Raw genomic sequence first — 22,041 nt, 5'->3', positions numbered from 1 at the left:
CTCAGTTCCTGACGGTTTCGTATTCGATGGGGAACAGCTCGCACGGGTCCTTCGGCGCCAGGGTGTGGAACACGCTGAACTGGTACATCGGGCCCAGTTCGATGTCGGACGGCGAGAAGGGGAAGGCCATGTTGCCTTCCTTGCATAGGCGGCCGGGGAAGTCCGCGTGCAGCATGCTGGTGCGGGCCATGGCGATCACGGCGTTGGCCGTGTCCTGGTCCTGGGCCACCACCTCGATCACGAAGCCCAGCTCATGGCTGGTGATCTGCTTGATGGGTTCCCAATCCGCCATCACGCCATCCTTGCCATAGGTGCGCACAACCATGGTGTAGCTGTCGGCCGGCACGCCGAAGGCCGCGGCCTTGGCCTGCACCTTGGTGCGGTGGGTGTCGAGGTAGCTGTCGATCTGGCTGATCAGCACCGGGTCGCGCGTGCCGCAGATGGTGATGGCGCGGAAGCCCGCCAGCTCCACGCCTTCCAGCTTCACGGTATAGGGGCGGGGCGTCCAGGTCATGCCGCTGACGCGCACCGCGCGCTCGGTCTCGATGTCGAAGCTGACCTTCGACGTATCGAGCAGCCCGCCCGGCTCCACATGGTGGATGGGGCTGGAATTCTCATGCAGGGCGAAGTTCGCGACCGACAGCGGCGTGCAGCGGCGGATCGGGTTCGGCGGCTCGCAGATCAGGTAGTCGTCCTTGATCGTGACCAGCAGGCAGTCCGGCTCCTTGGGCGTGGTGGGCTCGGCGCCGCATTCCAGCATCTTGCCGGCGTACCAGCTGGGGGCGGGGTCCATGCCGGCGCGGATGGCGGCGGCGGCCCATTGCGCGGGGTCGCTGCTGCGGCCGGCCAGGATGACTTCCGCGCCCGCGTCCAGCGCCTTGATGAAGGGCTCGGGGCCCATCATGGCCACGATGCGCTTGGCGCGGCGGATGCGGTCGGCGTCCAGCTCCGGCATGTTGGCCAGCGGCCTGGTCAGCCCGGCGGCGGCGCGCGCCACCAGGTCCTCGCGGTCGGGCTCGGCATGGATCAGCGCCATCTTGAAGGAGAGTTTCTCCTCCCGCGCGATCTCGCGCACGATCTCGGCCTGCCATTCCAGATGCGGCTCACCGCCCGCCCCGCCGGAGGTGCCGATGATGCAGGGAATCTTGGCGGCGCGCGCCGCGATCAGCATCAGCCGCAGGTCGCGCTTCACCGCGAGGCGGGAGGTGAAGCTGGTGCCGTTGCCCAGGTAGAACGGGCCGGGGTCGGTGCTGCCGGCATCGGCGCCGATCACATGCGGCTGCCGCTCCATGCCGATCTTCAGCGATTCCTCGGCATAGCCGTAGCCGAGGATGCCGCTGGTCGAGAGAAGGCGATATTCCTTCAAGGTCCGTGTCCTTACTGGCGGGTGATCAGGCCTTCGCGGGCGGCGGCGATCCAGCGCGCGTCGTCCTCACGCATCAGGGTCGCGAGCTGCTCCAGGTTCATCGGCGCGAACTCGTTGCCGAGGCTGGCATAGCGCTCGCGCATCGCCGGGGTCGCGATGATCTCGTTCAGTGCCTGGTTGAACTTGCTGGTGATCTCGGTGGGGGTGCGGGCGGGGGCCAGCAGGCCGAACCAGCCGATGAAGTCGGCCCCGGTCACGCCCGCTTCCCTCAGCGTGGGCACATCCGGCAGGAAGGGCGACCGTTCGGGAGAGGTGACGCCGATCAGGCGGATCTGCCCGGACTGCACCAGGGCGCGGGCGGTGGCGGGGCTGCCCCAGGCCATGGGCAGGTGGCCGGCGGTCAGATCCGCCAGATAGGCGCCGCTGCCGCGATAGGGCACCTCGTTCAGCTCGATGTTCGCCCGCTTGGCGAAGTTGCGCGCGGCGAAGCTGGACTGCGCGTCGGACGTGCCCTGCGCCATGCCGCCCGGGGTATTGCGGGCCTGTTCCAGCATGCCCCGGATGTCCTGGAAGGGCGCGCGGTTGCTGGCCATCATCACCAGCGGATAGCGCGCCATCAGCGACACCAGCTGGAAGTCGGTCACGGGGTCATAGGGCAGGTTCACCAGCTGGCGCGCCATGATGTGCGTGCTGGTCTGCGCGCCGAAGGTGTAGCCATCGGGGGTGGCACGGGCCACGGCCTCGGTGCCGACCACGCCATTGGCGCCCGCGCGGTTCTCCACCACGAAGCCATGGCCGGTGCGGCTGCCCATGGCCTCGGCCAGGGCGCGGGTGGTCACATCGGTGCCGCCGCCGGGGGCATAGGGCACGACGATGCGGACGGTGCGGCTGGGCCAGGCATCCTGGGCCAGGGCCGGCGCCGCAAGCGGCGCAAGGGTGGCCGCGAAGGCGGCACGGCGGGTGATGTTCATGGACGTTATCCCGGTAGGTTTTTTGTGTTTGGCGCCGCGCGGCAGGCCCACCGCGCGGCGATGGGGTCAGGCCGCGCTGCGCGGCTTCACCAGGCGCCAGTCGCCGGCGGCGGGCTTGGGCAGGCCCAGGTTCTCGCGCAGCGTGTCGCCCGCGTAGTCCTGGTGATACAGGCCGCGCCGCTGCAGCTCGGGCACCACGTATCGGGTGAAATCCTCGAAGGCGCCGGGCGTGTGGGTGGCCGCCAGCACGAAGCCGTCGCAGGCGGGGGTGGTGAACCATTCCTCCATCTGGTCGGCCACGTCCTGGGGCGTGCCGCAGAAGATCGGGAACTCGCCGATCGTGCCGCGCCCGGAGAAATGCACGAAGTCCCGCACGGTGGGGTTCGCCTTGCCCGAGAGCATCACCACCCGGTCCCGGAAGCCGGTCCAGGAGATGCGCTTCAGCTCCTCATCCGTGAATTCGGAATCGAGGTCCTTGGAGCCGAAGTCGAAGTTCAGCGCCTCGGACAGCAGCACCAGCGCGTCGATCGGCTTGGCGAGCGCCCGGATGTATTCGCGCTTCTCCTCCGCCGCCGCGCGCGTCTCGGCCACGCAGACATAGCAGGCGGGGGCCACGTTCACGCTGGCGGGGTCGCGGCCTGCGTCCGCCACGGCCTGCTTCAGCGCGGCATACTGCGCCTTTCCGGCCGCGAGGTTGGGATAGACCACGAAGATCAGCTCACCCCAGCGCCCGGCGAACTGGCGGCCCCGGCCGCTTTGCCCGGCCTGGATCAGCACCGGATGGCCCTGGGGGGAGCGCGGGACCGACAGCGGCCCGCGGCTGCTGAAATACTTGCCCTGGTGCCGCAGCGCATGAACCTTGGAGCCATCGGCGAAGCGCCCGCTGGCCTTGTCCATGATCAGCGCGCCGTCCTCCCAGCTGTCCCAGTGGCCCAGCACGACCTCGACGAACTCATCGGCGCGCTCATAGCGCTCGTCATGGGCCAGGTGCTCGGTGCGGCCGAAATTCCCCGCCTCGGAGCTGTTGAGGGAGGTGACGACGTTCCAGGCGGCGCGGCCCTTGGTCATCAGGTCCAGCGTCGCGAACAGGCGCGCCACGTGGAACGGCTCGTAATAGGTGGTGGAGTAGGTGGCCCCGAGGCCCAGCCGCTTTGTCGCCATGCCGATGGCGGTCAGGATGGAGATGGGGTCCATCTTCACCACGCGGATGCCGTTCTCCACGGCTTCGCGGTGGTCGTCGGTGAAGATGTCCGGCATGGCCAGGCGGTCGTCGAAGAAGGCCAGGTGGAACTTGCCTTCCTCCAGCACGCGGCCGATGCGCTGGAAATACTCCGGCGTCAGGAAGTCCATCATGTTGGCCGGGTGGCGCCAGGAACCGGGCGCGATGGAGCAGTTCTGCGCCTGCATGAAGCCCACCATTTTGATCTGGCGGGGTTTTCCCTGCGGCATGTGGTTTCCTCCGTAGATGTAACGTTTGCGCGAAAAGCGCGGCAATCGTGCTTGTTGCGGCAGGAAGTGCTGCCGAAGGGCGGTGCGGGAGGGGGTGCATGCGCCAGGCACAGCCGGAGGCATTCGGGGTTGGCCCGTTTTCCTCCGTGATGCGCGGCGTATGCATGCCCGCTTGGCGCCGACACTAGGGATGACGCGGCAGGCTGTCCAGATAATTTGTGCTATCGTTCGCACAAGCTGAACCCTCATGTTCTGCGGCGGTGCAGCACGTGGTCAGTGCAAAATCAGGCACGAATTTGCATTATGTTTGCGCGCTCCATGCCATGGCCGCGCATTGTGCTTTTCATGCCATGCAAAGCCCGCTATGCGCGAAGGCATGGCAATTCCCAGCGCCCGTGGCGCTATCCCCCGTGCGCGGTCCCAAAGCCCTTCCAAGGGCCGGGCCACCATCGTCACCCTGTCGCAGCTGGCGGGCGTCTCGGCCTCCACCGTGTCGCGCGCGCTGAAGAACGACCCGCGCATCTCGGAGGAGACGCGCAACCGCATCGCCGCCCTGGCGACCAAGGCGGGCTACACGCCCAACGCCTTCGCGCGCACCCTGTCCTCCGGCCGCAGCGGGCTGCTGGGCATCGTGCTGGGCTCCGTGCAGAACCCGTTCTACTCCGAGCTGCTGGAAGAAGCGGTCGCCCAGGCCGCGGCCCGCGGCATGCGGCTGCTGATCGTGCATGCCGGCGGCGGCCCCATCGAGGACCGCACCGCCGAGGCCCTGCTGCAATACCAGGTCGACGGCTGCATCATCACCTCGGCCGAGCTGTCCTCCAACGCCGTCAACATCTGCGCCGCCAACGGCGTGCCGGTGGTGATGGTCAACCGCATCCCCCGCCTGCATGCCTCCGCCGTTGCCTGCGACAATGCCGAGGGCGGGCGGGAACTCGCGCGCTTCCTGGTCGAGGGCGGGCACAGGCGCATCGCCATGGTGCAGGCCCCGGCCCGCAGCTCCACCGGCATGGAGCGCGTGCGCGGCTTCGTGGAGCAGCTGACGGCGCTCGGCCTGGAGCCCGCCATGCGGATGGATGGCGGCGGTCATTATGACGGCGGCTTCGCCTGCGGGCAGGAGATCGCGAAGCTGCCCCCCAACCGCCGCCCGGATGCGATCTTCGGTATCAGTGACGTGATGGCCATGGGTGCGATGGACGCGCTGCGCATCGCCGGCATTCGCGTGCCCGAGGACATCTCGGTGGTGGCCTTCGACAACATCGCCGCCGCCTCCCACCCGCCCTATGGGCTGACCACGATCGCGCAGCCCTTGCAGGCGATGGTGCACCGGGGGCTGGATATCCTGATGGCGCGCATCCGCGACCCGTCGCTGCCGGATGAGGCAGTGCAGCTGCGCGGGCGCCTGATCGTGCGGCGCTCGGCGCGCGTGCCGGGCGCCTGAAACTTCCCCGGCGGTTGAGGCGCCCGTGCGCCCGGGCGTAGGTTCCGGCCATGCCCGCACCGCGCAACCTCGCCGAACTCGAAGCCGATGTCCGCCGTGACCTCGACCTGACCGCCCACCCCCGTGCGCCCTGGCTGCAGGCCAAGACCGCGCGCGGCGTGCCGGTGCTGGATGCGCTGGTCATCGGCGCAGGGCAATGCGGCCTGGCGGTGGCCCATGCGCTGAAGCGCGACCGCGTCGACAACATCCTGTGCATCGACCGCGCGGCCGAAGGGCGCGAGGGCCCCTGGGTGACCTATGCCCGCATGCGCGCCCTGCGCAGCCTGAAGGACCAGACCGGCCCCGATCTCAAGACACCCTCCCTCACCTACCAGTCCTGGCACGAGGCCCGCTACGGCCTGCCGAGCTGGGAGGCGCTGACCTGGATCCCGAAGGAAGATTGGAACGACTACCTGCTGTGGTTCCGCCGCGTCACGCAGATCCCGGTGCGCAACGGCGTCTCGGCCGGCCGCATCACCCCCACCCGCACCGACGACGACCTGCCCGCGCTGCATGTCGAGACCAGCGAGGGCCCGATGGTCGCGCGCAAGATCGTGCTCGCGACGGGCCAGGAGGGTGTCGGCGGCTGGTGGATGCCGCCGCACCTGGCGGCCCTGCCCGCACAGTTCCGCGCCCACACCAATGAGGAGATCGACTTCCGTGCCCTGCGCGGCAAGGTGGTGGCCGTGCTGGGCGCCGGCGCCTCGGCCTTCGACAACGCCGCCGTCGCGCTGGAGAACGGCGCGGCCGAGGTGCATCTGTTCTGCCGCCGCGTGGAGCCCATGGTGGTGCAGCCCTATCGCTGGCTGACCTTCGCGGGCTTCCTGCGCCATATGGGTGAGATGCCGGACGAATGGCGCTGGCGCTTCATGTCCTACATCCTGGGCCTGCGGGAGGGCTTCGCGCAGGAGCACTACAACCGCGTGCTGCCGCACCCGAACTTCACCATGCATATCGGCCGCCCGTGGGAGGCCGCGCGCATCGAGGGCGGCCGCGTGGTGCTGGGCACCCCGCGCGGGGATTTCACGGCGGATTTCCTCATCACCGGCACGGGCGTGAAAATGGACCCCGCCCTATGCCCTGAACTGGCCGAGTGCGCCCACAACATCGCCGCCTGGAACGACCGCTACACCCCGCCGCCCGAGGAAGCGAATGAGCGGCTGGGCCAGTTCCCCTATCTGGCGGCCGACAGCAGCTTCGAGGAGCGCGTGCCCGGCGAGACGCCCTGGATCCGCGACATCCACCTGTTCGGCATCGGCACCACCATGAGCTTCGGCCCGGCCGGCAGCAGCATCAACGCGATGTCGATCGCGGCACCCCGCGTGGCGGCGGGCGTCACGCGCGGGCTGTTCCAGGCGGATCTGCCGCGGCTGTATGCGGATCTGCGGGCGTATGACACGGTGCAGGTGGAATTGCAGGCGGATCGGATCGCGGCGGAGTAGAATAACCTTCTTTTTCTGTAGAAAAAGAAGCAAAAATACTTTTGCAAGTTTGCGCGGAACGGGATGGGAAGGGCCCCATCCCGCTAATTATTAAAAATTTTTTGGTTCTTTTTTACAAAAAAGAACGTTTATTACTCTGCCTTGATATCCGCCGCGCGGATCACCGCCCCCCAGCGTTCCACTTCGCTGCGCAGGAAGCTGGCGGTGCGTTCCGGGTCGGTGCCTTCGGGGATGAAGCCCAGATCATGCAGCCGCGCGGCCATGGCCGGCTCGCGCACGATGCGGTGGGTTTCGGCGGCGACCTTTTCCGTGATGGCGGCGGGCGTGCCGGCCGGGGCCAGCACCATGCACCAGGTGCTGGCGATCACGTCGGGCACCCCGGCCTCGGCGAGCGTGGGCACATCGGGCGCGAAGCTGGGGCGCGCCTCGGCCGAGAAGCCCAGGTTGCGGATCGCCCCGGACTCGAAATGCGGCTTGAGGCCCGAGATGGTGTCAAACATCAGCCCGATATGCCCAGCCATCAAATCCGCCAGGGCCGGCTGGGTGCCGCGATAGGGCACGTGCTCCATCTGCAGCCCGGTCTTCATCTTCAGCATTTCCATGGCCATGTGGGCCGTGGCGCCGATGCCCGAGGAGCCGTAGTTCACCCGCCCCGGATTGCGGCGGACATACTCCATGTAGCCGCGCAGGTCCTGCGCCGGGATCTGCTTCGCCCCGGCCAGCACCAGCGGCGAGGTGACCATGAGCGTGACGGGCGCGAAGCTGGTCAGCACGTCGAAGGGCAGGCGGCCGGCCTGCATGGTGGCGTTGGCGGCATGGGCCGGCAGCACCATGGCGAAGGTGTAGCCGTCAGGCGCCGCGCCGGCGGTGGCGGCAGCCCCCACGATGCTGTTGGCGCCCGGGCGGTTTTCCACCACCACGGGCTGGCCCAGCGCGCGGCCCAGTGGCTCCGCCAGCAGGCGCGTCGCGATGTCGGTGGTGCCGCCGGGGGTATAGGGCACGATGAAGCGCACCGGGCGCGCGGGCCAGGCCTGGGCAAGCGCGGGGGCCGCAAGGGTGGCGCCCGCGATGGACAGCGCGGCGCGGCGGGTGATGGTGGGCATGGCGTTTCCTCGGGTCATCAGTTCAGCGGCACTTCCATGCGCGCGAGAGTGGGGCGCCACAGCTCCTGCTGCTGCGACAGGAACTGGGCGAATTCGGCGGGCGTGCTGCCGATGATGGTCTGCGCCTCCGCGTCCAGGCGCTCCTTCAGGCGGGCGTCGGTCAGGGCTTCCTTCGCGGCGTTGTGCAGGGTGTCGATGGCGTTCTGGGGCGTGCGGGCGGGGGCCAGCAGGCCGAACCAGCTCAGCGCCTCCAGCCCCGGCGCGAATTCGGCGAAGGCCGGCACGTCCGGGGTCTGCGGCATGCGGCGCGCGCTGGTCCAGCCCAGGATGCGGCCCTGGCCGTTGCGCTGCACCGGCACCGCCGTGCTGCCGGCCACCACCAGCAAGTCCAGGTTCCCCGCCACGAAGTCGTTCATCGCCGCCGCATCGCCGCGATAGGTCACGTCCTGCATGCGCAGGCCCAGCTTCTCCAGCACCATCAGCATGGCCACGTTGGTCAGCGTGGTGGGGCCGTTATGGCCATAGGTGATGGTGCCGGGGCGCGCCTTGGCGCGGTCGATCAGCTCCTGCACGCTGCGCGGGCCATCCGGGCGCGCGATGACGGCGAAGGGGTATGTCGTCGCCAGGCTGATCGGGGAGAAATCCTCGATCCTGTAGGGCAGGTTGCGCTGGATGATCGGGTTGATCGTCAGCGTCGTGCCCGAGGACATGAGCAGCGTGTAGCCGTCGGGCTGGGCACGGGCGACGTATTCGGCGCCGATGACGGTGTTGGCGCCCGGGCGGTTTTCCACCTGCACCGGGCGGCCCAGCGTCTGGGTCATGCGCTCCGCCATCAGGCGGCTGACGACATCCGTGCTGCCGCCGGGCGCGAAGGGCACGACGATGGTGACGTTGCGGGCGGGGAAGCCGCTTTGCGCCAGCGCCGGCGTAGCCAGCAGCGCGGACGCACCCAGGGCGCGCCGGGTGAGCGTGAACATGATTCCTCCAGTTTTGTTGGAGGCATGTCAGCCCAGCCGGGGCCCCGGCGCAACCGTTTACACGATCTGATTGATCAGCGTGCTCTCACCCGCCCACACCCGCTCCAGGTTCGCCACCAGCAGGTCCAGCACATTGTCCTCATACACGCAGGTCTCGCCGCCCGTGTGCGGGGTGATGAAGACGTTGGGCAGGGTCCAGAGCGGGCTGGTCTCGGGCAGGGGCTCGGTGGCGGTCACGTCCAGGGCCGCGCCCTTGATCTTGCCGCTGACGAGCGCCGCGATCAGCTCCGCCTCGTCGCACACCTTGCCGCGGGCGCAGTTGATCAGATAGGCGCTGGGCTTCATCGCGGCCAGCGTGGTGGCGTTCATCAGCCCCGTGGTCTCGGGCGTCAGCGGGCAGACCAGCACGACCATGTCCGCGCGCGGCAGGATGGCTGGCAGGGCGTCCATGCCGAACACCTCGTCCGCGCCCTCGGCGCCGGCGGCGGGGTTGGCGCGCACGCCGATCACATGCATCTCGAAGGCCTTGGCCAGGCGGATCAGCCGCCCGCCGATGCGGCCCATGCCCACCACGATCAGCGTCTTGCCGGCCAGCTCGTCCTCGCGGGTCCAGAAGTCGCTCTGCATGCCGCGCCAGAACTTCTTGTGCTGGTTGTCGCGGGCTTCGGGCAGGCGGCGGGTCATGGCCAGCATCAGGGAAATGGCGTGCTCGCTGACGGCCTTGGCGTTGGCGCCGGCCGCACTCGCCAGGCTGATGCCGGCGGCCTTCATGATCGCGCGGTCATACTGGTCGGTGCCGGCGGACATGGACTGCACGTAGCGCAGCTTGGGCGCCAGGGGCGGGATGTCGTTGCGCCACATGCCCGACAGGGACAGCACGTCCAGCTCCGGCAGCATGGCGTCCAGCTCGGCGCGGGTGCGGGCCTCCAGCGTGCGGAAGCCCAGGTTGCGCGCATCCAGCCGCGCCTTGCAGTTATAGGCCACATGGGCAAAGCCGATGGTGATCTTGTCGCGCGGCGGCAGCATGCCGATCTCCCCTGTCTGGTGGCGCCAGGGAACATGCCCCTGCGCGCCCGCGCAAGCTGCCGGAAAAACATTGCAGACTTGCCGCGAAACGCTCAGCATCGGGGCCGTGGCACAGGTGAATCAGACCGAACTTGTGAACTTCCAGAAGCGTGACGACGACACGCTCTGGGCCGTGATGGCGTCGCTGGGCAAGAAATCCCGGGTCGCGGAAGTGTTCCGCAACCGCGCCGCCGCGATCTCCGACATGACATGGCGCACCCAGCAGGTGCAGGCCTATGCCGATTTCCTGCGGCGGTCAGGCCAGCCGGTGCCGCAATACAGCCTGGCGCCGATCAGGCGCACGGACCTGCCCCGGAAATGGACGCCGTTGCCGGCGCTCGGCTTCCTCAGGGGCGAGTATATCTAAAGCCCGACCCAGCCATACAGCCGCTCCAGCGGCGGCCAGGCCTCGGCCAGGGGCACGCGCAGCAGGAACAGCGCGGCCACGCCACCGGCCACCGCCAGCACAGAGGCCACCCAGGCCAGCGCCAGCACCAGCTTTCCGGGTTTCGCCGCATCCGTCGGCGGTGTGCTGACCACGGGCCTTTCCAGTGGCGGCGCCGCCACCGGCGCGGGCTCCACCGGCTCCGGCCTGCGCTCGGCAGAGGGTGCTACCTCCGGCACGAAATGCCAGTCATGCCCGCATTTGGCGCAGCGCATCTGACGGCCCGCCGCGACCAGATGGTCCGGCACCTGATAGGTGGCGTCGCAGGCGGGGCAGGCAATCAGCATCGGAATGCTTTGTGCCGCCACTTGCCCCGCGCGGGCAAGCGGCCACAAGCACGCAACCGCAGATTGTGGAGCGCCCTCATGCCGGCAGCAGCGCCACCAGCGCCCACAGCGTGCCCACGCCCACGATGATCGAGAGCGTCAGCATGCGGGTCAGCGCCATGCACAGCACGGCGGCGGCGGCCCCGGCCAGGTGCAGCGGCCCCTGGGCCACCACCCCGGGCAGGATGAAGGCCACGAAGATGCAGCCCGGCAGGTGTTGCAGCATGGCCTGCACGAAGCGCGGCGGCCGCCGCCCGCGCAGCACCACATAACCCCCGGCGCGGCAGGCATAGGTCGCGGCCGCCATGCCCAGTATGGCCAGCAGCACGTCCAGCCGCAGGGTGAACAGTCCGGGCTCCGTCATGGCCGGCGCATGTCCCGCAGGGCGCCGGCGGCGCTGCCGGCGATGGCGCCCGCCAGGATGGGCCAGGGCGTGGGCAGCCCGGCCTGGCTCAACGCCACGCCCACCGCGCCCGCCACGCCCCAGGGCAGCAGGTCCGTCCGGCCGCGCCACAGCGTGACCGTCAGCGCCGCCATGGTCGCCAGCCCGGCAAACACCAGCGGATGGCTGGCAGAGATGGTCATCACCCCCGCCAGCGCATGGCCCAGCGTGACGCAGCTGGTCCACCACAGCCAGGTGGGAATGCCCATGCCCAGCAGCACGGCGGCGTCGCGGTTGCCCTCACGCATCTCCTTCACGGACATGGCGAAGGAATGATCCGTCACGGTGAACAGGCTGGCCCACAGCCGCCAGCCGTGCAGGCCGTGGAACATCGGCGTCAGGGCCGCGGTCATCGGCGCCATGCGCAGGTTCACCACCATGGCGGCCACCGCCACGGCCAGCACCGGCACCGGCCAGCCCCAGGCGCCCAGCCCCACCAGCTGGGAGGTGCCGGCGAAGACCGTCAGGCTCATCAGCGTGATCTCCAGCGCCGACAGGCCCTGGCCCGCCGCCTGCAACCCGACCACGAGGCCGAAGGGAATGAAGCTGGGCAGGGCGGGCGCGACCAGCCGCAGCCCCCGGCGGAAGCCCGCCCAGGTGAAGGTGACGGGCGCGCTCATTGCCGCATCGCGATCAGCCGGTCGGCCGCTTCCTCGGGGTCGCGGCGCAAGGCGGCCTCGGCGATGTCGCGCGCGAAGCCGGCGCGGGCCAGCGTGCCCAGCCACTTCATATACAGTTCCGGCGGCGGGTCGGGCGGGCCGAAGGGGCCGATGCGGCGCCGCTTGCACAGGGCCAGCGCCGCGTCGCGCTCATCCGGCCCCTGGTCCAGCGCGGCGGAGGCGGTCTCGACCGCGATGCCCTTGGCGGCCAGATGCGCGGCCGCCGCGCGGCGGGACCGTCCGCCCCGCAGCAGGCGGCGCGCGCGGGCCTCGGCGAAGGCCGTGTCATCCACGGCCCCCGCGCCCACCATGGCGGCGACGATGGCGGGTATGGCGGCCAGCGCCGGGGCCACGGCGGCGGTGTCCCGCCCCTCGGCCTCTGCCATGGTCGCCCAGCGGCGCACCTTGTTGGTCAGCACCCGGCGCAGCCCGGCCTCGGTCGCGGAAAACCGCGACAGGTGGCGCAGGGCTGCCTCCCGCAATCGGGCTTCGGTGGGCGCCGGGCCCAATTTACGGGGAGGCCGCATGGTGGCCTCAGCCTATCACCTTCGCCACTTCCTCGGGAGGCATGCGGACCAGCCGGTCGTAATCCTCCATCAGGGTGCGGGTGATGGTGCCGGGGGTATAGGCATGCTGCGCGATGCAGGCCACGGGCGTCACCTCGGCCGCCGTGCCGGCCAGGAACACCTCGGACGCGCGGGCCAGGTCGGTGGCGGGCATCACGCGCTCATGCACCACCATCTGCCGGCGGCGGGCCAGCGCCATCACGCTGCGCCGGGTGATGCCGTCCAGGAAGCAGGTCGGTTTCGGCGTATGGATGGCGCCCTCGATCACGAAGAAGGCGTTGGCGCCGGTGGCCTCGGCCAGATCACCCTTGTGGTCCAGCATGAAGGCATCGTCGAAGCCCTGATCCTGCGCCGCGTGCTTGGACATGGTGCCGATCATGTACAGGCCGGATGCCTTGGAGGCGGTGGGCGCGGTATCGGGCGCCGGGCGCTTCCAGGGCGACAGCGCCAGGCGCACGCCGCGCATCCGCTGCTCCACCCCGAAATAGGCGCCCCACTGCCACACCGCGATCGCCAGATGGGTCTTGGTGGCACGGGCGCCGACGCCCATCTCCTCGCTGCCGCGCCAGGCGACGGGGCGCAGATAGGCCTCGGTCAGGTTGTTGGCGGCCAGCGTCTCGATGCAGGCCGCGTCGATGGCCTCGGCGGTATAGGGGATCTCGAAGCCCAGGATGCGGGCCGACTGGAGAAGGCGCTCGGTATGGTCGCGCAGGCGGAACACATGGCCGGCATAGCAGCGTTCGCCTTCGAACACGGCGCTGGCATAATGCAGCCCATGCGTCAGAACATGCAGTTTCGCGTCGCGCCAGGGCACCAGCGCGCCGTCCAGCCAGATGAAGCCGTCACGGTCGTCGAAAGGGATCAAGGCCATGATATGGTGTTCTCCGCTTTGCGCCGTTTTCCCGGCGCTTTAAGATGAGTTCAAGATTGTCTGTCTGTGCGCAATTTTATGTCGTGCAATAGGGGCGTTTTAGAACAACCAATGGAGAAGCGTCAACAATGCTGACCAAAGCGCCCGGCATGGCAGCCATGCCCGAATCGACGCGGCTCGGTACGGGCGCCTCCGCGCGTGACCTGCTGTTCCTGAGAGAGGCCGAGCTGCGCCTGGCGCAGGACCTGCTGTTCTTCGGCTATCGCGACTTCACGGCGGGGCCGGACCAGATCCTGGCCGAGCTCGGCATGGGCCGCGCCCATCACCGGGTGCTGCACTATGTGGGCCGCCGCCCGGGCATCACGGTGGGTGAACTGCTGTCGATCCTGGCCATCACCAAGCAGTCGCTGGGGCGCGTGCTGCAGCCGCTGATCGAGGACGGCTATGTGATGCAGAACCCCGGCCGGCACGACAAGCGCCAGCGCCTGCTCTCCCTCACCGAGAAGGGCCAGACCTTCGAGCGCCGGCTGTTCGAATGCCAGCGGGAGGTCATCATGCGCGCCTACCGTGAGGCCGGGCCCCAGGCCGTGGAGGGCTTCCGCCGCGTGATGCGCGGGCTGATGGGCCCCGACGCCAATGGATGGATCGACCAGCTTGAGAAGGGCTGCCAGCCGTGACCGACCAGCCGCATCTGCTCGTGGTGGATGACGACGCCCGCCTGCGTTCCCTGCTGCAGCGCTTCCTGACGGAAGCGGGCTTCCGCATCACGGTGGCGGCCGATGCGGCAGAGGCGCGTGCGGCGCTGAAGGCCGTGGCCTTCGACATGCTGGTGCTGGACGTGATGATGCCCGGCGAGACGGGGCTGGAGCTGGTGGCCGACCTGCGCGCCCGCCGCAACGACGTGCCGGTGCTGATGCTGACCGCGCGCGGCGCCCCGGATGAGCGCGTGGCGGGCTTTGAATCCGGCGCCGACGACTACCTGGCCAAGCCCTTCGACCCGAGGGAGCTGGCGCATCGCGTGCGCACCATCCTGCGCCGGGCCGTGCCCGTGCCCAATGCGGTGCCGCCGCAGAAGGGCCCGATCCAGCTCGGCCAGCGCTGGTTCGACCCGGACCGCAGCGAACTGCGCGGCCCCGACGGCACCCAGCGCCTGACCGGCGGCGAGGCCGCCCTGCTGGGCGCGCTGGCCGCCCATGCCGGAGAGGTTCTGAGCCGCGAGACCATCGCCGAGGCCCTGGGCACGCCCGATGCCGGGGAGCGCGCGGTGGACGTGCAGGTGACGCGCCTGCGCCGCAAGATCGAGCCCGACCCGCGTGAGCCGCGCTTCCTGCACACCATCCGCCACAAGGGTTATGTGCTGAGGCCCGGGCCGTGAGGACACGACCGTGAGCGACGCGGCGCTTCCGGCCGCCCCCGTTTCGGCGCGGCGGGACTGCCCGTTGCGACGCCTGCTGCCCAAGGGGCTGCTGGGGCGCGCCGTGCTCATCATCCTGGTGCCGCTGCTGGTGGTGCAGACCGTGGCGCTGACCGCCTTCTACGGCGGGCATCTGGATGTGATCTCGCGCCGGCTGTCCTCCTCGCTGGCCGGCGAGATCGGGATGGTGGCGCAGCTGCTGAACCGCACGCCCGAGGAAGCGCACCCCGTCATCCTGCGCGAGGCCACCTGGCGCCTCGGCATGTCCGCGGCCTTCGAGCCGGGGGCGCGGCTGGGTGCGGTGCCCCAGCGCCCCGCCTGGAACTCCCTGCTGCCGCTGGAGGAGGACCTGCACGACGCGCTGTCGCGCCTGGTGGCCCTGCCCTTCGACGCGGACTGGCAGTCGGACCCGCAGAACATTGTGGTGCGCGTGCAGCTGCCCGGCGGCGTGCTGTATGTGGAGGCCCCGCGCAAGCGCCTGTTCAGCGCCACGCTGTACTGGTTCATGATCTGGCTGGTGGGCAGCGCGGTGGTGTTCGCCGTCATCGCGGTGCTGTTCATGCGCATCCAGGTGCGGGCCATCCGCCGCCTGGCCATGGCGGCGGACAGTTTCGGCCAGGGGCGCGACATCGGGCCCATCAAGCCCGAAGGGGCCGCCGAGGTGCGCCAGGCCGCCATCGCCTTCAATTCCATGCGCGACAACGTGCGCCGCTTCGTGGCGCAGCGCACGGACATGCTGGCCGGCATCAGCCACGACCTGCGCACGCCCCTGACGCGCATGCGCCTGACGCTGGCCATGCTGCCCCCCACCCCGGAGCTGCGGGAGGATGTGGACGGGCTGGTGCACGACACCGAGGAGATGGAGCGGCTGGTCGAGGCCTACCTCGCCTTCGCCCGCGGCGAGAGCCTGGAGAAGCCCGTCGAGACCGACCTGGTGCCCATGCTGCGCGACCTGGCCGAGAGCGCGCGGCGCAGCGGCGGCCAGCTTTCCACCGAGCTGCCCGAGGCCCTGCGCCTGCCCCTGCGTGAGGGCGCGGTGCGCCGCGCCGTGGGCAACCTGCTGGACAATGCCCGCCGCCACGCGAGCATCGTTCGCCTCTCCGCCCAGGCCGACGAGCATTGGGCCGAGATCCTGGTGGACGACGACGGCCCCGGCATCCCCGAGGCCGAGCGCGAGCGCGCCTTCAAGCCCTTCGCCAGCGGCTCCGCGACCGGAACCGGGCTGGGGCTGGCCATCGCGCGCGACGTGGTGCGCGGCCATGGCGGCGACATCCTGCTGGAAGCCAGCCCGATGGGCGGGCTGCGGGCCAGGGTACGCCTGCCGATCTGAGGGGCGCCGCTACTCCGCCGTCGCCCCCGTCTGGCGCACCAGCCTTTCCATCAGCGCCACGTCCTCGCGCTGCGCCTTGGCCATGTCCTCGGCGCTGCCGCCGATGGGCAGGTAGCCCTGCTGTTCCATCCGCCGGCGCAGGTTGGGTTCCCGCACCGCCTGCGCGATCGCGCCCGACATGGCCTGCACGATGGGCCGGGGCAGCCGCGCCGGGCCGAAGATGCCGATCCAGGAATTGAACTCATAGCCCGGCACGGCGCTGGCGATGGGCGCCAGGTCAGGCAGAGCGGGCATGGGCTGCAGGCGGCTGCCGCCCAGCGGGCGCACTTGCTCGCCCCGGATGGGGCCGATCGCCTCGGCCAGCGGCGCGAACACCACCTGCACCTGGCCCGCGATCAGGTCCGCCATCGCCGGCGCGCCGCCGCGATAGGGGATGTGGGTGAAGCGCACCCCGGCCAGATCCTCGAACAGCGCGCCCGCGAAATGCTGGGTGCCGCCCGGCCCGCTGGTGCCCATGTTGAGCTGCCCCGGCCGCGCCTTCGCATAGTCGATGAACTCCCGCAGGTTGCGCACCGGCAGGCGCGGGTCCACGCACAGCACGGCACCCCCGCCCAGCACCAGCGAGACGGGTGTGAAGTCGTCCACCACATGGAAGCCCATGTTCCGGTACAGGAACTGGTTGGTGGCATGCGTGCCCACGGAGGCCACGACGAAGACGGACCCGTCGGGCGCGCTGCGGGCCACCAGCTCCGACCCGACATTTCCGCCGGCGCCGACGCGGTTCTCCACCACCACCGGCTGGCCCAGGATCGGCGCGATCCCTTCCGCGACCAACCTGCCGGAGATGTCGGTGCTGCCGCCGGCGGCGAAGCCGACCACCAGGCGGATGGGCTTGTCGGGGCGCCAGGGGCTTTGGGCGCGCGCCGCCAGGGGCGCAGCCGCGAGCGCGGCCGCCAGGGTGCGACGTTTCATGGGCATTCCTCCTGCTGGCCGGTTCTCCGGCCTTGGGGGAAGCCTAGCCCTCCGCCTCCGCGGGGGCACCCACGAATTTCATGTTTTCCTCGCGGATCTTCGCGGCGGCGTCGTCATACAGGAAGGGCAGGAAGGCATAGCGCCGCCCCGCCGTGACCGGCATCGCCTGGTGCAGCAGCGAGCAGGAGAACACCACGGCGCCCCCGGTCGGCGCCTTGTATTCCGTGGGCCCGAACTCCGGGAAGCGCAGCCCGCCGCCCGAAAAATCCTCGGCATTCAGGTTGATGGTGACGGCGAAGCGCCGATGCGCCGTGCCCTTGGTCGTGTTGTCCCGGTGGGCGGAGAAATGCCCGCCCTCCGCCGCGTCGTAGCAGGCGACCAGATAGCGTTCCATGCGGGTGGCGGTGAACTGGAAGGCGCGCTGGATCTCGGGCACCACGCGGGTGCGGATGCGGTGCTGAACCGCGTCCTTCAGCGGGCCGTTCTCCAGGTTCACGTCGCGGCGCACCTTATGGCCGGTGTCGTGCAGCAGCACGGTGCGGCCGTTCACCTCGCGCATGAAGCCGCTCTGCTCGCCGCCCTGGCGGTCGTATTCATCCATCAGCGCGCGGCACAGGCCGGGCTCGAACACGCGCGGCAGGACCAGCACGGGGGCGGGCACGGCACAGCCCGCGTGCAGGCCGGGCGGCGGCAGGGCCTGAAGCCGCGCCAGCAAGGGCGCCAGGGCGTTGATGGGCGCCACTTCCAGCACGCGCAACTGCGGGTCCAGCAGCATCCAGCAGGGCTGGTACTCCATGCCCGCGGCACCTTCGCGCACCACGCCGTATTGGCGGCTGATGGCCGCGCCCTCATCCCACACCGCGCGCAGCACCGGCGGGCGCTGGGGAATGCGCGCCTGCTCGCGGTCGGCGGGGTCGACGGAGACCAGGAAAGCCACGGCATGGCCGGGGTCGGGCAGGGTGGCGGCGTTCAGCACGGCCAGCGCCTCTGCCACCAGGGGCTGGGCCGCGCTGCCGAGGAACCCCAGCAGCACATAGCGCCCGGCGACCGAGCCCATGACGAAGCGGGGGTTCGCGTCGGTTGCGCCGATCCACCAGGGAACCGGGTCACCGACGCGGGGCAGGGCATGCGTACTCATGCCCCGGACTATGTCACCGACGGGCCAGGAAGCCCACGATCTCGTAGGTCTTTTTCAGGATCGGCTCCGCGATCGCATCCGCCTTCTCGGCGCCGCGCCGCAGCTCGGCATCCAGCGCGCCGGGGTCGGTCAGCAGGCGCTGCATCTCGGCCCGGATCGGCGTCAGGTGCGAGACCAGGGCCTCCGTCAGCACCGGCTTGAAGGCGCCGAAACCCTTGCCCGCATGCTCGGCCAGCACGGCCTCGGGCGTGGTGCCCGTGACGGCGGCCAGGATGCCCACCAGGTTCCGTGCCTCCGGCCGGCCTTCCAGCGCGGCCAGGTTGTCCGGCAGCACATCGGGGTCGGTCTTGGCGCGCTTGATCTTGTCCGCGATCAGGTCCGCGTCGTCGGTCAGGTTGATGCGCGACTGGTCCGAGGGGTCGGACTTGCTCATCTTCTTGGTGCCGTCACGCAGGCTCATCACCCGCGCGGCCACGCCCTGGATCATCGGCTGGATGTTGGGGAAGAAGTCCACGCCGTAATCGTGGTTGAACTTCTGCGCGATGTCGTTCGCCAGCTCCAGGTGCTGCTTCTGGTCGTCGCCCACGGGCACGACATTGGCGTGATAGACCAGGATGTCGGCCGCCATCAGGTTCGGATAGACGAACAGGCCGGTCGAGACTTCCTCACGGTTCTTGCCGGCCTTGTCCTTGAACTGCGTCATGCGGTTCAGCCAGCCCATGCGCGCGATGCAGTTGAACACCCAGCCCAGCTGCGCATGCGCCGGCACATGGGACTGCACGAACAGGGTGCACTTGTTCAGGTCCAGACCGCAGGCCAGCAGGGTGGCGGCCATTTCGCGGGTGTTGGACAGCAGCTCCTTCGGGTCCTGCCGCTGGGTGATGGCGTGCAGGTCCACCACGCAGAACAGGCACTCGCTTTCGTCCTGCATCGGCACCCAGTTGCGGATGGCACCCAGGTAGTTGCCGAGAGTGGGAATGCCGGAGGGCTGGATGCCCGAGAAAACGCGCTGCATGGGGGTGCTTCCATGGTGAACAGAGGCGCTTTGCTTCGCGCGCCCCGGGGGTGGGGTCAAGTCACCGCCGCCGCATCATCCGCTTCACCTCGCGCAGGTCCAGCGCGCCCGTGACATGCGCCAGCGCGAAGTAGCAGCCGGCCCCCACCACGCAGACCGCCCCGAACACCGCGCTGCCCAGCAGGCCCGGCCCCATGGGCAGGAATGCGGCCAGCACCCACAGCACCGCCGCCATCGCCGCGGCCGAGGCCAGCAGGCGCGGCATGTCCCGCCGCAGCCGCCTGTCGGGCACCCACAGCCGCCGGCGCAGCAGCAGCACGCCCAGCAGCCCCGCATTCACCCAGGCCGCGATGCCGGTGGAGGCCGCGATGCCCACAGCCTCGAACCCCGTGGCGTGCAGGAACAGCAGGTTCAGCCCCAGGTTCAGCGCCACGGTGCACAGCCCGATGATGACCGGCGTGCGGGTGTCGCCCCGCGCGAAGAAGCCGGGCGCCAGCGCCTTCACCAGCACGAAGGCCGGCAGGCCGGCGGCATAGGCCACCAGCACCGGCGCGCTGGCCGCGACATCGGCGGCCGTATAGGCGCCGCGCTGGAACAGCACCGCCATGATCGGGTGCGCCAGCACCATCAGGGCTGCCGCCGCCGGCACGCACAGCGCCAGCGTGATCTCGACGCCCCGGTTCATCGACAGATGCGCCGACAGGCTCTTGCCGCCCGCCAGCTGCGCCGCCAGCGTGGGCAGCAGCGCAGTGCCGATCGCCGCCCCGATCACGCCCAGCGGCAGCTGCGCCACGCGGTCCGCGTAATACAGGAAGGACACCGAGCCCGCCGGCAGCAGCGACGCGATGATCACATCCACCGCCAGGTTCAGCTGCGTGACGCCCGCCCCGATCAGCCCCGGCCCCATGCGGCGCAACACCTGCATCTCGGCGGCCGAGAGCCGGGGCAGGGCCGGCCGCAGCACCATCCCGGCCCGCGCCGCCGCCCACCAGACCAGCCACAGCTGCGCCACGCCCGAGATCGTGACACCCCAGGCCAGCGCATGGGCCGGCGTGTCTGTATAGCGCGCGAGCGCCAGCAGGGACGCCATGGACAGCAGGTTGAAGAAGATCGGCGCCGCCGCCGCCGCCGTGAAGCGCGACATGCTGTTCAGCACGCCCGAGACCAGCGCCGTCAGGCAGATGAAGGGCAGATACGGAAACACGATGCGCGTCAGCTCGGTGGCCAGGCGCATCTGCTCCTCGCCGCGCGCGGCGAAGCCGGGGGCCAGCACCGCCAGCACCTGCGGCATGAACACCAGCCCCAGCACCGTCAGCCCGCCCAGCCACAAGGCCATCAGCGATGCCAGGCGCTCCGCCAGCTGCCGCGCGGCCTGCGGCCCCTGGCGGGTGTAGAGCGACGCGAAGGCCGGCACGAAGGCGGCGTTGAACGCGCCCTCACCGAACAGGCGGCGGAACAGGTTGGGCAGCTTGAGGGCGACGAAAAAGGCATCGGCCATCGGGCCGGCACCCAGCCGGGCGGCGATCAGCATGTCCCGCGCGAAGCCGAGCAGGCGGCTCGCCATGGTCCAGCCGCCGACAGTGGCGAAGTGACGCAGCATCAGCGCGGTGTCCCACGGAGGGGCGGGGGGTTCAAGCCGTCAGGGGCTTTGCCCCCGACACCCCGAGCCAGGGGCTCTGCCCCCGGCACCCCCGCCAGGAGATAATATCTCCTGGACCTGATAGAAGTTTGGCGCCCGGCCTTCGCAGGCTTGGCGCCATTTTCATTATAATATTCAATGAGAAAAACCTTGGCAGGGTCTGGTGCCAAGTGCTCTAGGTCCAGGACCGAGCACGGTCCTGGTGGGGGTTCGGGGGCAAGGCCCCCGAGTGCCTCACACCACCTGCAACAACCCCGCGAACAGCTTCCCGCGCTCCGCCAGGCTGTCCACGAAGATGTGCTCCTCCAGCGTGTGCGCCAGCGCGCCGCGCACGCCCAGGCCGTCCAGCGTCGGGATGCCCATGGCGCCGGTGAAGTTGCCGTCCGACCCGCCGCCGGCCGACTGCGACGGCACGTTGAAGCCCAGCCGCTCGGCCAGGGCCTGAGCCTTGCCGTGCAACTGCATGACCCCTTCGTTGGGTTCCCACACCGGCCGCGTCACGCCGCGCTTCACCTCGAAGGACACGTCGTTGCCGGTGGCGCGCAGGGCCAGCATCTTCTCGACCGCGGCGTCCAGATCCTCCTGGCGCTTGGCCATGGACAGGGCCTCCGCGTCGCAATGGGTGGTCACGCAGTTCACCCAGGTGCCGCCCTGCAGCACGCCGACCGAGAAGGTGCAGGCCTCCGTCGTCATGTCCTCGATCGCGAGGATCTGGCGGCACATTTCCTTGATGGCGCTGCGGCCCTCGGCCAGGCGTGCGCCGGCATGGGAGGGGCGGCCGGTGCTGCGCATGTTGAAGCGCGCGATGGCATAGCGGCCGGTCACCACGCCGCCATCGGGCCGCGCGGGCTCGGGCACCAGCACCACGGCGTGGCGGGCGGCCTCTGCCTCGATCAGGTCACGGGTGGCGGGGCTGCCGATTTCCTCGTCGGAGGTGAACAGGAACGTCACGGGGCGCGAGGTCTGGATACCGGCGGCGCGCAGCTGCTTCACGGCTTCGAGCGCGATGTAGTTGCCGCCCTTCATGTCCTGGATGCCGGGGCCGAAGGCCTTGTTGCCCTCACGGCGGAAATGCAGCTGGCCGTTGATGGTGCCCATCGGGTGCACCGTGTCCATGTGGCCGAGGACGAGGATGCCCTTTTCCTTCGACGGGTGGTCGAACTTGGCGCGCACGCAGTCGCCCAGGTTCATCCGGCCCGGGATCGTCTCCACGCTGGCACCCGCCAGCGCCAGGTCGCGGGCGGCGACGCCCATCATCCGGTTGACGGCGGCGGCGTCGAAGGTGGGGCTTTCGGTTTCGATCCAAGTGCGCAGGCCATCCAGCATGCGGTCGGAGTCGAAGGGCAGGTCGAGGGCGGCGGTGTCGGGTGTCAT

Annotated in this window: 22 protein-coding genes; 6 read left to right on the top strand and 16 right to left on the bottom strand. The window is 70.0% G+C overall.

The window, feature by feature from the left end; translation table 11 throughout:
* Position 1 precedes the first annotated feature (1 nt).
* The 3 genes from EOD42_RS04455 to EOD42_RS04445 all read right to left on the bottom strand — a co-directional run bounded on the left by EOD42_RS04455 (position 2) and on the right by EOD42_RS04445 (position 3,786).
* The gene (locus tag EOD42_RS04455; RefSeq protein ID WP_240654882.1) at positions 2 to 1,366 is read right to left on the bottom strand and encodes an acyclic terpene utilization AtuA family protein; all 1,365 of its coding nucleotides are present in this window, start codon (positions 1,364 to 1,366) and stop codon (positions 2 to 4) included.
* A gap of 11 nt (positions 1,367 to 1,377) precedes the next feature.
* Positions 1,378 to 2,337, bottom strand: a complete 960-nt coding sequence (locus EOD42_RS04450; protein ID WP_127786243.1) for a tripartite tricarboxylate transporter substrate binding protein — start codon at positions 2,335 to 2,337, stop codon at positions 1,378 to 1,380.
* 66 nt (positions 2,338 to 2,403) lie between these two features.
* Positions 2,404 to 3,786 (bottom strand): LLM class flavin-dependent oxidoreductase, encoded by a 1,383-nt coding sequence (locus EOD42_RS04445; RefSeq protein ID WP_127786242.1) that lies wholly within the window; start codon positions 3,784 to 3,786, stop codon positions 2,404 to 2,406.
* 376 nt (positions 3,787 to 4,162) lie between these two features.
* On the opposite strand from EOD42_RS04445, the gene EOD42_RS04440 reads away from it, so the two are divergent.
* Both EOD42_RS04440 and EOD42_RS04435 read left to right on the top strand, forming a co-directional pair.
* Positions 4,163 to 5,224, top strand: coding sequence for a LacI family DNA-binding transcriptional regulator (locus EOD42_RS04440; protein ID WP_127786241.1), 1,062 nt, complete (start codon positions 4,163 to 4,165; stop codon positions 5,222 to 5,224).
* Positions 5,225 to 5,274: 50 nt separating this feature from the next.
* Entirely contained in the window at positions 5,275 to 6,705 is a 1,431-nt protein-coding gene (locus EOD42_RS04435; RefSeq protein WP_127786240.1) for an NAD(P)-binding domain-containing protein, read from the top strand.
* 131 nt (positions 6,706 to 6,836) lie between these two features.
* On the opposite strand, the gene EOD42_RS04430 is transcribed toward EOD42_RS04435, so the two are convergent.
* From EOD42_RS04430 to EOD42_RS04420, 3 genes are read right to left on the bottom strand one after another with little or no spacing between them, the layout of a single operon-like run.
* The gene (locus EOD42_RS04430) at positions 6,837 to 7,808 is read right to left on the bottom strand and encodes a Bug family tripartite tricarboxylate transporter substrate binding protein (protein ID WP_164867777.1); all 972 of its coding nucleotides are present in this window, start codon (positions 7,806 to 7,808) and stop codon (positions 6,837 to 6,839) included.
* 17 nt (positions 7,809 to 7,825) lie between these two features.
* A complete protein-coding gene (locus EOD42_RS04425) occupies positions 7,826 to 8,785 on the bottom strand; it encodes a Bug family tripartite tricarboxylate transporter substrate binding protein (protein WP_127786238.1) in 960 nt (319 codons plus the stop codon).
* 57 nt (positions 8,786 to 8,842) lie between these two features.
* Entirely contained in the window at positions 8,843 to 9,811 is a 969-nt protein-coding gene (locus EOD42_RS04420; protein ID WP_206020232.1) for a D-2-hydroxyacid dehydrogenase, read from the bottom strand.
* A gap of 106 nt (positions 9,812 to 9,917) precedes the next feature.
* Here EOD42_RS04420 and EOD42_RS04415 point away from each other — a divergent pair, with 106 nt between their 5' ends.
* Entirely contained in the window at positions 9,918 to 10,217 is a 300-nt protein-coding gene (locus EOD42_RS04415) for a hypothetical protein (RefSeq protein ID WP_338069627.1), read from the top strand.
* Here the strand turns inward: EOD42_RS04415 and EOD42_RS04410 are convergent.
* The 5 genes from EOD42_RS04410 to EOD42_RS04390 form a co-directional block, all read right to left on the bottom strand.
* Positions 10,214 to 10,582, bottom strand: coding sequence for a zinc-ribbon domain-containing protein (locus tag EOD42_RS04410; protein ID WP_127786237.1), 369 nt, complete (start codon positions 10,580 to 10,582; stop codon positions 10,214 to 10,216). The genes EOD42_RS04415 and EOD42_RS04410 overlap by 4 nt on opposite strands.
* A 76-nt stretch (positions 10,583 to 10,658) precedes the next feature.
* On the bottom strand, positions 10,659 to 10,985 hold the full coding sequence (locus EOD42_RS04405) for an AzlD family protein (RefSeq protein ID WP_240654879.1): 327 nt from the start codon (positions 10,983 to 10,985) through the stop codon (positions 10,659 to 10,661).
* The gene (locus EOD42_RS04400; protein WP_127786236.1) at positions 10,982 to 11,683 is read right to left on the bottom strand and encodes an AzlC family ABC transporter permease; all 702 of its coding nucleotides are present in this window, start codon (positions 11,681 to 11,683) and stop codon (positions 10,982 to 10,984) included. The genes EOD42_RS04405 and EOD42_RS04400 overlap by 4 nt, the downstream gene beginning before the upstream one ends.
* A complete protein-coding gene (locus EOD42_RS04395) occupies positions 11,680 to 12,249 on the bottom strand; it encodes a RecX family transcriptional regulator (protein ID WP_127786235.1) in 570 nt (189 codons plus the stop codon). Before EOD42_RS04395 ends, EOD42_RS04400 begins: the two co-directional genes overlap by 4 nt.
* Before the next feature lie 7 nt (positions 12,250 to 12,256).
* Entirely contained in the window at positions 12,257 to 13,159 is a 903-nt protein-coding gene (locus EOD42_RS04390) for a branched-chain amino acid aminotransferase (RefSeq protein ID WP_127786234.1), read from the bottom strand.
* 158 nt (positions 13,160 to 13,317) lie between these two features.
* Between EOD42_RS04390 and EOD42_RS04385 the strand changes: the two genes are divergently transcribed.
* From EOD42_RS04385 to EOD42_RS04375, 3 genes are read left to right on the top strand one after another with little or no spacing between them, the layout of a single operon-like run.
* Positions 13,318 to 13,836 (top strand): MarR family winged helix-turn-helix transcriptional regulator, encoded by a 519-nt coding sequence (locus tag EOD42_RS04385; protein WP_127786580.1) that lies wholly within the window; start codon positions 13,318 to 13,320, stop codon positions 13,834 to 13,836.
* Positions 13,833 to 14,534 (top strand): response regulator, encoded by a 702-nt coding sequence (locus EOD42_RS04380; protein ID WP_127786233.1) that lies wholly within the window; start codon positions 13,833 to 13,835, stop codon positions 14,532 to 14,534. Before EOD42_RS04385 ends, EOD42_RS04380 begins: the two co-directional genes overlap by 4 nt.
* A 10-nt stretch (positions 14,535 to 14,544) precedes the next feature.
* Positions 14,545 to 15,903, top strand: coding sequence for an ATP-binding protein (locus EOD42_RS04375; protein ID WP_127786232.1), 1,359 nt, complete (start codon positions 14,545 to 14,547; stop codon positions 15,901 to 15,903).
* A gap of 9 nt (positions 15,904 to 15,912) precedes the next feature.
* On the opposite strand, the gene EOD42_RS04370 is transcribed toward EOD42_RS04375, so the two are convergent.
* The 5 genes from EOD42_RS04370 to EOD42_RS04350 all read right to left on the bottom strand — a co-directional run bounded on the left by EOD42_RS04370 (position 15,913) and on the right by EOD42_RS04350 (position 22,041).
* Positions 15,913 to 16,875: a Bug family tripartite tricarboxylate transporter substrate binding protein gene (locus EOD42_RS04370; protein WP_164867776.1), complete on the bottom strand. Its 963-nt coding sequence runs from the start codon at positions 16,873 to 16,875 to the stop codon at positions 15,913 to 15,915.
* A gap of 43 nt (positions 16,876 to 16,918) precedes the next feature.
* Positions 16,919 to 18,013, bottom strand: coding sequence for a 2OG-Fe(II) oxygenase family protein (locus EOD42_RS04365; RefSeq protein ID WP_127786230.1), 1,095 nt, complete (start codon positions 18,011 to 18,013; stop codon positions 16,919 to 16,921).
* 13 nt (positions 18,014 to 18,026) lie between these two features.
* On the bottom strand, positions 18,027 to 19,028 hold the full coding sequence (gene trpS / locus EOD42_RS04360; RefSeq protein WP_127786229.1) for a tryptophan--tRNA ligase: 1,002 nt from the start codon (positions 19,026 to 19,028) through the stop codon (positions 18,027 to 18,029).
* A gap of 61 nt (positions 19,029 to 19,089) precedes the next feature.
* A complete protein-coding gene (murJ, locus tag EOD42_RS04355; protein WP_127786228.1) occupies positions 19,090 to 20,628 on the bottom strand; it encodes a murein biosynthesis integral membrane protein MurJ in 1,539 nt (512 codons plus the stop codon).
* A gap of 273 nt (positions 20,629 to 20,901) precedes the next feature.
* Positions 20,902 to 22,041, bottom strand: coding sequence for a M20/M25/M40 family metallo-hydrolase (locus EOD42_RS04350; RefSeq protein ID WP_127786227.1), 1,140 nt, complete (start codon positions 22,039 to 22,041; stop codon positions 20,902 to 20,904).

This window comes from Rhodovarius crocodyli (genome assembly GCF_004005855.1).
Lineage (GTDB): Bacteria > Pseudomonadota > Alphaproteobacteria > Acetobacterales > Acetobacteraceae > Rhodovarius > Rhodovarius crocodyli.
This window is presented reverse-complemented; position numbering and strand designations above follow the sequence as displayed.

What these genes read in the sequence shown, in the direction of transcription:
- EOD42_RS04450 (WP_127786243.1), bottom strand. Translation starts at nt 2,337, where the DNA reads ATGAACATCACCCGCCGTGCCGCCTTCGCGGCCACCCTTGCGCCGCTT.
- EOD42_RS04445 (WP_127786242.1), bottom strand. Translation starts at nt 3,786, where the DNA reads ATGCCGCAGGGAAAACCCCGCCAGATCAAAATGGTGGGCTTCATGCAG.
- EOD42_RS04440 (WP_127786241.1), top strand. Translation starts at nt 4,163, where the DNA reads ATGGCAATTCCCAGCGCCCGTGGCGCTATCCCCCGTGCGCGGTCCCAA.
- EOD42_RS04435 (WP_127786240.1), top strand. Translation starts at nt 5,275, where the DNA reads ATGCCCGCACCGCGCAACCTCGCCGAACTCGAAGCCGATGTCCGCCGT.
- EOD42_RS04430 (WP_164867777.1), bottom strand. Translation starts at nt 7,808, where the DNA reads ATGCCCACCATCACCCGCCGCGCCGCGCTGTCCATCGCGGGCGCCACC.
- EOD42_RS04425 (WP_127786238.1), bottom strand. Translation starts at nt 8,785, where the DNA reads ATGTTCACGCTCACCCGGCGCGCCCTGGGTGCGTCCGCGCTGCTGGCT.
- EOD42_RS04420 (WP_206020232.1), bottom strand. Translation starts at nt 9,811, where the DNA reads ATGCTGCCGCCGCGCGACAAGATCACCATCGGCTTTGCCCATGTGGCC.
- EOD42_RS04410 (WP_127786237.1), bottom strand. Translation starts at nt 10,582, where the DNA reads ATGCTGATTGCCTGCCCCGCCTGCGACGCCACCTATCAGGTGCCGGAC.
- EOD42_RS04405 (WP_240654879.1), bottom strand. Translation starts at nt 10,985, where the DNA reads ATGACGGAGCCCGGACTGTTCACCCTGCGGCTGGACGTGCTGCTGGCC.
- EOD42_RS04400 (WP_127786236.1), bottom strand. Translation starts at nt 11,683, where the DNA reads ATGAGCGCGCCCGTCACCTTCACCTGGGCGGGCTTCCGCCGGGGGCTG.
- EOD42_RS04395 (WP_127786235.1), bottom strand. Translation starts at nt 12,249, where the DNA reads ATGCGGCCTCCCCGTAAATTGGGCCCGGCGCCCACCGAAGCCCGATTG.
- EOD42_RS04390 (WP_127786234.1), bottom strand. Translation starts at nt 13,159, where the DNA reads ATGGCCTTGATCCCTTTCGACGACCGTGACGGCTTCATCTGGCTGGAC.
- EOD42_RS04385 (WP_127786580.1), top strand. Translation starts at nt 13,318, where the DNA reads ATGCCCGAATCGACGCGGCTCGGTACGGGCGCCTCCGCGCGTGACCTG.
- EOD42_RS04370 (WP_164867776.1), bottom strand. Translation starts at nt 16,875, where the DNA reads ATGAAACGTCGCACCCTGGCGGCCGCGCTCGCGGCTGCGCCCCTGGCG.
- EOD42_RS04365 (WP_127786230.1), bottom strand. Translation starts at nt 18,013, where the DNA reads ATGAGTACGCATGCCCTGCCCCGCGTCGGTGACCCGGTTCCCTGGTGG.
- trpS (WP_127786229.1), bottom strand. Translation starts at nt 19,028, where the DNA reads ATGCAGCGCGTTTTCTCGGGCATCCAGCCCTCCGGCATTCCCACTCTC.
- murJ (WP_127786228.1), bottom strand. Translation starts at nt 20,628, where the DNA reads ATGCTGCGTCACTTCGCCACTGTCGGCGGCTGGACCATGGCGAGCCGC.
- EOD42_RS04350 (WP_127786227.1), bottom strand. Translation starts at nt 22,041, where the DNA reads ATGACACCCGACACCGCCGCCCTCGACCTGCCCTTCGACTCCGACCGC.